The organism is Streptococcus sp. HMSC072D07 (assembly GCF_001814835.1).
Classification (GTDB): Bacteria; Bacillota; Bacilli; order Lactobacillales; family Streptococcaceae; genus Streptococcus.
The window spans coordinates 34,909-42,586 of record NZ_KV818074.1 but is presented as its reverse complement, the minus strand read 5'-3'; the positions used below and the strand labels follow the sequence as shown (position 1 = coordinate 42,586).

Here is a 7,678-nt window from a genome sequence, read left to right as displayed (position 1 = left end):
GCAACTCACGAGTTTGTCAGCGGAACTCCAGGTAAAGAACTTCCACAAGAAGTGAAATCCCTGCTTCCATCAGACCAAACAGACTTGAAAGATGGCAGTCAAGCAACGCCAACGCAACCAAGTCAAACAGAAGTTAAGACAGCAGAAGGTACCTGGAGCTTCAAGTCCTATGATAAGACATCCGAAACCATCAATGGAGTAGACGCACACTTCGTAGGCACCTGGGAATTCACTCCGGCCCCAATTAAAGATTCTGGAAATACTAGTCAACCAGAAGAAAGAAGTAGTCAAAATCAGAACTTGTTACCAAACACAGGCTCAGCAGTATCTGGTCTTCTTTCAATCATTGGCCTTGCCTTTGCAAGCCTAGCAGTTTTTGTCCTTCGCAAGAAAGACTAAGCAACTCTTAGGAAATAACAAAATGACTTCTTAATTCCTGAGTCTAAGAAGAGAGAACGAGAAATCGTTCTCTCTTTTTCTTGCATTTTATATCGAGATGTGATATAGTTTATATAACGAGGTGCGATATATCGAACTAAATAGGAGGTGGGGTTAAATGGAATTGACGGATAAGATTCGTCGGGTTTATCTTCCGATGACGGAAACAGGATTTTATATCTTGTTCTGTCTACAAAAGGAACGTCATGGTTATAGTATTACACAAAAGGTCAAGGAGATGACAGATTCACAAGTTTTGATTAGTCCTGGAACTATGTATGGAACCTTGTCAAAAATGGAAAAGGATGGCTTGATCTCCTTTGTCCGAGAGGAGGAAAAACGGAAAATCTATCAGATAACAGATTTGGGACGAAAGGTTTTGGAGATTGAATTGAAACGTATTGAACGGCTCTATAGAAACAGTCAGGAGGAAGTATGATGGAAAAGAAGGTTGTATATCGGATATCTACAATTGCGGATTATGATAGAGAGGCCTTATACCTTGGGGAAATGCATGCTAAGGGCTGGAAACTTAAGGAAGTAAGCTACTCTAACTTAGTAGTTGCGGTTAAGTATACTTTTGAAAAGTGCCAACCGGAGCAGGTGTCTTATCAGTTGGACTTTTATCCCATGAAAAAATCAGAGAGAGCCTCCTATTTACAACTATTTAAAGACTGTGGCTGGGAGCATATTACAGACTTTAATAGTTTTTCCTATTTTAGAAAACCACATTCTGAAATTGAATCGGATACTGAGTTTGAAATCTATAATGACGCTACAGGGAAGTTAGCTATGATCAAACGGATTTTAATAATGCGGATGCTTCCTATTTTGATTCTATTTTTAGCTCTACTACCGGTTTTCTCTAAGTTTGTCAGTGGAGCTAGTTCTTTCAGTTGGGGAATGTTTTTGATTGTCATAATAGATTGTGTTTTATTGATAGTTTTTGCGGTTCAGATTTCTTATATTTTTTGGAGCTTGTTTCAAAAGTGGAAAGAATTATCTGAAAAATAAAACCATGTATGTTTTCTGATTTGGAGGTAAGACAATGAATAGCAAAGTACAATTTCGGATTTTTAGCATTGTTGATTTGGACAAGGAAGAAGAATATTTACATGAGATGCACTTGAAAGGTTGGAGATATAGAACGAGTCGTTTTGGTTTTTTCTATTTTTGCCAATGCCAACCTGACGATGTCATCTACCGTATCTATGATTCTAGATTTCTTAAAAAGTATAAGCATGAACTACAAGATTTTAGAAATAGCGGTTGGGAATTGATAGAAACAGGTTTTTGTTCAATTCTTCGTAAACCAACTTCTGATATACTTTCAGAGGAGAAAGTCTATATGAGTAAGGGTCTCAGATGGGAAGTTATGCGGTCTAGACTTCGTTCCTGTATAGCCACTTTTTCAGGTGGTCTTGTTGTTTGCATGAGTTTGTATCGAGAAAACTTGTCTCAGTCTTTCTTTATTATTTTCGTTTTATACGCTTGCTTGATTTCTTATCTAATCTACGGTTTTTTCAGACTTAAAAGGAAATACCAAGTAGATGAGAAGTAAGATTCTAGGTCTGTAGACTGATTTTTAGCACTCTTGATAAAAGAGTGCTAATTTTTTTAAGTTTTTGTCTTGACATTCTCTTCTAAGGGTGTATAATAGAATCATGAGTTAGCACTTGAGTGCATAGAGTGCTAATCAATCGGACAGAGAGGAGTGATGAGATGGTTACAGAGCGTCAGCAGGATATTTTAAATCTGATCATTGACATCTTTACCAAAACGCACGAACCTGTCGGATCCAAGGCGCTACAAGAGTCTATCAATTCTAGTAGTGCTACCATTCGTAATGACATGGCAGCTCTAGAGAAGCAGGGTTTGCTTGAGAAGGCTCATACCTCAAGCGGTCGGATGCCAAGTGTCGCGGGATTTCAGTACTATGTGAAACACTCGCTTGCTTTTGACAGACTGGCTGAAAATGAGGTATACGAGATTGTCAAAGCCTTTGATCAGGAATTCTTCAAATTGGAGGATATCCTGCAAGAGGCTGCTAATCTACTGACAGACCTGAGCGGCTGTACGGTAGTAGCACTGGATGTTGAGCCGAGCAGGCAACGGTTGACAGCCTTTGATATCGTTGTTTTGGGGCAACATACAGCCTTGGCAGTATTTACCCTAGACGAGTCCCGAACGGTTACCAGTCAATTTCTGATTCCAAGGAACTTCTTGCAGGAAGATTTAAATCGCCTCAAGACCTTGATTCAAGAACGTTTCCTCGGTCACACGGTTCTAGATATTCACTACAAGATTCGGACGGAGATTCCGCAGATTATCCAGCGTTACTTCACAACAACGGACAATGTCATGGATCTCTTTGAACACATTTTTAAAGAAATGTTCAACGAAAACATTGTGGTATCGGGCAAGGTCAATCTCTTGAATTTTGCCAATCTAGCAGCCTATCAGTTCTTTGACCAACCGCAAAAAGTGGCTCTGGAGATTCGTGAAGGTCTGCATGAAGATCAAATGCAAAATGTCCGTGTTGCAGACAGTCAGGAATCCTGTCTAGCAGATTTGGCGGTGATTAGCAGTAAGTTCCTCATTCCTTATCGAGGTTTTGGAATTCTAGCGATTATCGGTCCAGTCAATCTAGATTATCAGCAATTGGTCAACCAAGTCAATGTGGTCAATCGTGTTTTGACGATGAAGTTGACAGATTTTTATCGCTACCTCAGCAGTAATCATTACGAAGTAAATTAATTTTGAAATCATTAAAGGAGGCGAAAATGGCCCAAGATAAAAAGAACGAAGAAATGAAAGAAGAGGAAGTTGTGGAAGCAACTGAAGAAACAACTCCTGAGAAGTCTGAGTTGGACTTGGCAAATGAACGTGCGGATGAGTTCGAAAACAAATACCTTCGCGCTCATGCAGAAATGCAAAATATTCAACGCCGTGCCAATGAAGAACGTCAAAACTTGCAACGTTATCGTAGCCAAGATCTGGCAAAAGCAATTTTACCGTCGCTTGACAACTTAGAACGTGCACTTGTAGTTGAAGGATTGACAGACGATGTCAAAAAAGGATTGGAGATGGTGCAAGAGAGCTTGATTCACGCTTTGAAAGAAGAAGGAATTGAAGAAATCGCAGCTGACGGCGAATTTGACCATAACTATCACATGGCCATCCAAACTCTCCCAGCAGACGATGAACACCCAGCAGACACCATCGCCCAAGTCTTCCAAAAAGGTTACAAACTCCATGACCGTATCTTAAGACCAGCCATGGTAGTAGTCTATAATTAGGATACAAAGCCCGTAAAAACTTGTCCGAAACGACAATAAACTATGAAGAAGGATAAAAAGCAAGCCGGAGGCTTGCAAGGAAGATATTTCCCGCCGTGGTGAAAGTTTCAGTAGCTTTTGCTACTGAAACAGGGGATTTTTGAGACAATAGGCTCAAAAATAAGTGATGAAATCCCGTAGGGAGTTGCTCACGTCCCCACCACTTAAGGGGAATATCAAAAAATCAAAATTCGAATTAAACTTTAAGGAGAAAAACACATGTCTAAAATTATCGGTATTGACTTAGGTACAACAAACTCAGCAGTTGCAGTTCTTGAAGGAACTGAAAGCAAAATCATCGCAAACCCAGAAGGAAATCGCACAACTCCATCTGTAGTGTCATTCAAAAATGGTGAAATCATCGTTGGTGATGCCGCAAAACGTCAAGCAGTTACAAACCCAGATACAGTAATCTCTATCAAATCTAAGATGGGAACTTCTGAAAAAGTTTCTGCAAATGGAAAAGAATACACTCCACAAGAAATCTCAGCTATGATCCTTCAATACTTGAAAGGTTACGCTGAAGAATACCTTGGTGAAAAAGTAACCAAAGCGGTTATCACAGTCCCGGCTTACTTCAACGACGCTCAACGTCAAGCAACTAAAGACGCTGGTAAAATCGCTGGTCTTGAAGTAGAACGTATCGTTAACGAGCCAACTGCAGCAGCTCTTGCTTACGGTTTGGACAAGACTGACAAAGAAGAAAAAATCTTGGTATTCGACCTTGGTGGTGGTACATTTGACGTATCTATCCTTGAATTGGGTGACGGTGTCTTCGATGTATTGTCAACTGCAGGGGATAACAAACTCGGTGGTGACGACTTTGACCAAAAAATCATCGATCACTTGGTAGCAGAATTCAAGAAAGAAAATGGTATTGACTTGTCTACTGACAAGATGGCAATGCAACGTTTGAAAGATGCGGCTGAAAAAGCTAAGAAAGACCTTTCTGGTGTAACTTCAACACAAATCAGCTTGCCATTCATCACTGCTGGTGAAGCTGGACCTCTTCACTTGGAAATGACTTTGACTCGTGCGAAATTTGACGATTTGACTCGTGACCTTGTAGAACGTACAAAAGTTCCAGTTCGTCAAGCCCTTTCAGATGCAGGATTGAGCTTGTCAGAAATCGACGAAGTTATCCTTGTTGGTGGTTCAACTCGTATCCCAGCCGTTGTAGAAGCTGTGAAAGCTGAAACTGGTAAAGAACCAAACAAATCAGTAAACCCTGACGAAGTTGTTGCCATGGGTGCTGCTATCCAAGGTGGTGTGATCACTGGTGATGTGAAAGACGTTGTCCTTCTTGACGTAACACCATTGTCACTCGGTATCGAAACAATGGGTGGCGTCTTTACAAAACTTATCGATCGCAACACTACTATTCCAACATCTAAATCACAAGTCTTCTCAACTGCAGCAGACAACCAACCAGCCGTTGATATCCACGTTCTTCAAGGTGAACGCCCAATGGCAGCAGATAACAAGACTCTTGGACGTTTCCAATTGACAGATATCCCAGCTGCACCTCGTGGAATTCCTCAAATCGAAGTAACATTTGACATTGACAAGAACGGTATCGTCTCTGTTAAGGCTAAAGATCTTGGAACTCAAAAAGAACAAACAATTGTTATCCAATCAAACTCAGGTTTGACAGACGAAGAAATCGACCGCATGATGAAAGATGCTGAAGCTAACGCTGAAGCAGATAAGAAACGTAAAGAAGAAGTAGACCTTCGTAACGAAGTAGACCAAGCTATCTTTGCGACTGAAAAGACAATCAAAGAAACTGAAGGCAAAGGCTTCGATGCAGAACGTGATGCTGCCCAAGCTGCCCTTGATGAGCTTAAGAAAGCCCAAGAAGACAACAACTTGGACGAAATGAAAGCAAAACTTGAAGCATTGAATGAAAAAGCACAAGGACTTGCTGTTAAACTCTACGAACAAGCTGCTGCAGCCCAACAAGCTCAAGCAGGAGCAGAAGGCGCACAAGCAACAGGAAACGCAGGCGATGACGTCGTAGACGGAGAGTTTACGGAGAAGTAAGATGCAAAGCTCGTTAAAACCTCACAGTGAAAATAGGAAATCTGACGCAGAAACTTTAGTTTCTAGAAAGATTTGAACCTAAAGGTAGCCATATCTGTAGTTCGCTAAAGCGAAAACAGCTACGTCTCTTTTTCACCAAGAGGTTAGGGCGTGCAGATGTTGAGGCGTTTAAAAAACGAAAGAAAAATAGGAAGCCATCGCCTTATGCGATGCACAAAAGATGGCTTATCTTTTTTCCGAAGTTTTTAGCCGAAACTCAGTTAAGCCTAACTCGTTAAGAATGACGAATTACTAAGGTTCATTGTCTAAATGTAATAATGATAGGAAGAAATCCAGAGGTTGTAACCCAGCCTCTGTTTTTCGGTAAAAAGGGACTGAACCTGATTTGTTGGGGTTTTGTCTCATTAATATAAAAGAAAGGAATTGAACCCGACCTAGATTGAGGTTTCGTTCCGTAAGATTAATAGAAAGGAATAAGGGTGTTCGTAATTGAACTCGAGCGGAAAGCTTGGAAATTAGATAAACCTCCTAAGAAATCAGGATTTCTTGTCGGTTTCCTAAATTTCAGTCGCTTTCTGTTCGCTCTTAGTATCTTGTATGAACAATACTGAATTTTATGATCGTCTGGGGGTGTCAAAAAACGCTTCGGCAGACGAGATCAAAAAGGCTTATCGTAAGCTTTCTAAAAAATATCACCCAGATATCAACAAGGAGCCTGGTGCTGAGGAAAAATACAAGGAAGTTCAAGAAGCCTATGAGACTTTGAGTGATGACCAAAAACGTGCAGCCTACGACCAATATGGTGCTGCGGGTGCCAACGGTGGCTTTGGTGGTGCTGGTGGTTTCGGCGGCTTTGACGGAGCAGGTGGCTTCGGTGGTTTTGAAGATATCTTCTCAAGTTTTTTCGGAGGAGGCGGAGCTTCGCGCAATCCAAACGCCCCTCGTCAAGGGGATGACCTCCAGTATCGTGTGAACTTAACCTTTGAAGAAGCTATCTTCGGAACAGAAAAAGAAGTTAAATACAATCGTGAAGCCAGCTGTCGTACATGTAATGGATCTGGTGCTAAGCCAGGGACAAGTCCAGTCACTTGTGGACGCTGTCATGGCGCTGGTGTCATTAATGTCGATACGCAGACTCCTCTTGGTATGATGCGTCGCCAAGTAACTTGTGATGTCTGTCATGGTCGCGGAAAAGAGATCAAAGATCCATGTACTACCTGTCATGGAACAGGTCATGAAAAACAAGCTCATAGCGTCCATGTAAAAATCCCTGCCGGTGTTGAAACTGGTCAACAAATTCGCCTAGCTGGTCAAGGTGAAGCAGGCTTTAACGGTGGACCTTATGGTGACTTGTATGTAGTGGTTTCAGTAGAAGCCAGCGATAAGTTTGAACGTGAAGGAACAACTATTTTCTACAAGTTAAATCTTAATATCGTCCAAGCTACTCTTGGAGATACTGTGGAAATTCCAACCGTGCATGGAGATGTTGAATTGGTTATCCCAGAAGGAACTCAGACTGGTAAGAAATTCCGCCTACGTGGCAAGGGAGCACCGAGCCTTCGTGGTGGTGCTGTTGGTGACCAATACGTTACAGTCAATGTCGTGACTCCGACAGGCTTGAACGATCGCCAAAAAGCAGCGCTTAAAGAATTCGCAGCTGCAGGTGACTTGAAAGTCAATCCAAAGAAAAAAGGCTTCTTTGACCATATAAAAGATGCCTTTGAAGGAGAATAAAGTAAAAAGAGCCGGCGAGCTCTTTTTAAAGCGTAAACAAGCTATATCCCATCAACTATACACCACAATTGAGACAACTCATTCACCATTTCATAACTAATACTCTTCGAAAATCTCTTCAAACC

Annotated in this window: 8 protein-coding genes; all 8 read left to right on the top strand. The window is 41.4% G+C overall.

All coding sequences use genetic code 11. The features are described from left to right. Positions 1–399 (top strand): SHIRT domain-containing protein (locus tag HMPREF2991_RS10750; protein WP_083312778.1); only part of this gene is annotated, 399 nt, incomplete at its 5' end. A 157-nt stretch (positions 400–556) separates the two neighbouring features. Beyond that, entirely contained in the window at positions 557–877 is a 321-nt protein-coding gene (locus HMPREF2991_RS07795; protein ID WP_044020263.1) for a PadR family transcriptional regulator, read from the top strand. Beyond that, the gene (locus HMPREF2991_RS10745) at positions 877–1,452 is read left to right on the top strand and encodes a DUF2812 domain-containing protein (protein ID WP_044021696.1); all 576 of its coding nucleotides are present in this window, start codon (positions 877–879) and stop codon (positions 1,450–1,452) included. Before HMPREF2991_RS07795 ends, HMPREF2991_RS10745 begins: the two co-directional genes overlap by 1 nt. 34 nt (positions 1,453–1,486) lie before the next feature. Continuing rightward, a complete protein-coding gene (locus HMPREF2991_RS07785) occupies positions 1,487–1,999 on the top strand; it encodes a DUF2812 domain-containing protein (protein WP_044020265.1) in 513 nt (170 codons plus the stop codon). A gap of 161 nt (positions 2,000–2,160) precedes the next feature. Continuing rightward, positions 2,161–3,195, top strand: coding sequence for a heat-inducible transcriptional repressor HrcA (hrcA, locus tag HMPREF2991_RS07780; protein ID WP_070567066.1), 1,035 nt, complete (start codon positions 2,161–2,163; stop codon positions 3,193–3,195). Between the two features lie 26 nt (positions 3,196–3,221). Continuing rightward, complete coding sequence (gene grpE / locus HMPREF2991_RS07775; protein ID WP_070567069.1) at positions 3,222–3,737, top strand: nucleotide exchange factor GrpE; 516 nt, start codon at positions 3,222–3,224, stop codon at positions 3,735–3,737. Between the two features lie 258 nt (positions 3,738–3,995). Continuing rightward, positions 3,996–5,819 (top strand): molecular chaperone DnaK, encoded by a 1,824-nt coding sequence (gene dnaK / locus HMPREF2991_RS07770; RefSeq protein ID WP_042902036.1) that lies wholly within the window; start codon positions 3,996–3,998, stop codon positions 5,817–5,819. 597 nt (positions 5,820–6,416) lie between these two features. Continuing rightward, positions 6,417–7,553: a molecular chaperone DnaJ gene (gene dnaJ, locus HMPREF2991_RS07765; RefSeq protein WP_001066315.1), complete on the top strand. Its 1,137-nt coding sequence runs from the start codon at positions 6,417–6,419 to the stop codon at positions 7,551–7,553. The last annotated feature ends 125 nt before the right edge of the window (positions 7,554–7,678 follow it).

What these genes read in the sequence shown, in the direction of transcription:
- dnaJ (WP_001066315.1), top strand. Translation starts at nt 6,417, where the DNA reads ATGAACAATACTGAATTTTATGATCGTCTGGGGGTGTCAAAAAACGCT.
- hrcA (WP_070567066.1), top strand. Translation starts at nt 2,161, where the DNA reads ATGGTTACAGAGCGTCAGCAGGATATTTTAAATCTGATCATTGACATC.
- HMPREF2991_RS07795 (WP_044020263.1), top strand. Translation starts at nt 557, where the DNA reads ATGGAATTGACGGATAAGATTCGTCGGGTTTATCTTCCGATGACGGAA.
- HMPREF2991_RS07785 (WP_044020265.1), top strand. Translation starts at nt 1,487, where the DNA reads ATGAATAGCAAAGTACAATTTCGGATTTTTAGCATTGTTGATTTGGAC.
- grpE (WP_070567069.1), top strand. Translation starts at nt 3,222, where the DNA reads ATGGCCCAAGATAAAAAGAACGAAGAAATGAAAGAAGAGGAAGTTGTG.
- dnaK (WP_042902036.1), top strand. Translation starts at nt 3,996, where the DNA reads ATGTCTAAAATTATCGGTATTGACTTAGGTACAACAAACTCAGCAGTT.
- HMPREF2991_RS10745 (WP_044021696.1), top strand. Translation starts at nt 877, where the DNA reads ATGGAAAAGAAGGTTGTATATCGGATATCTACAATTGCGGATTATGAT.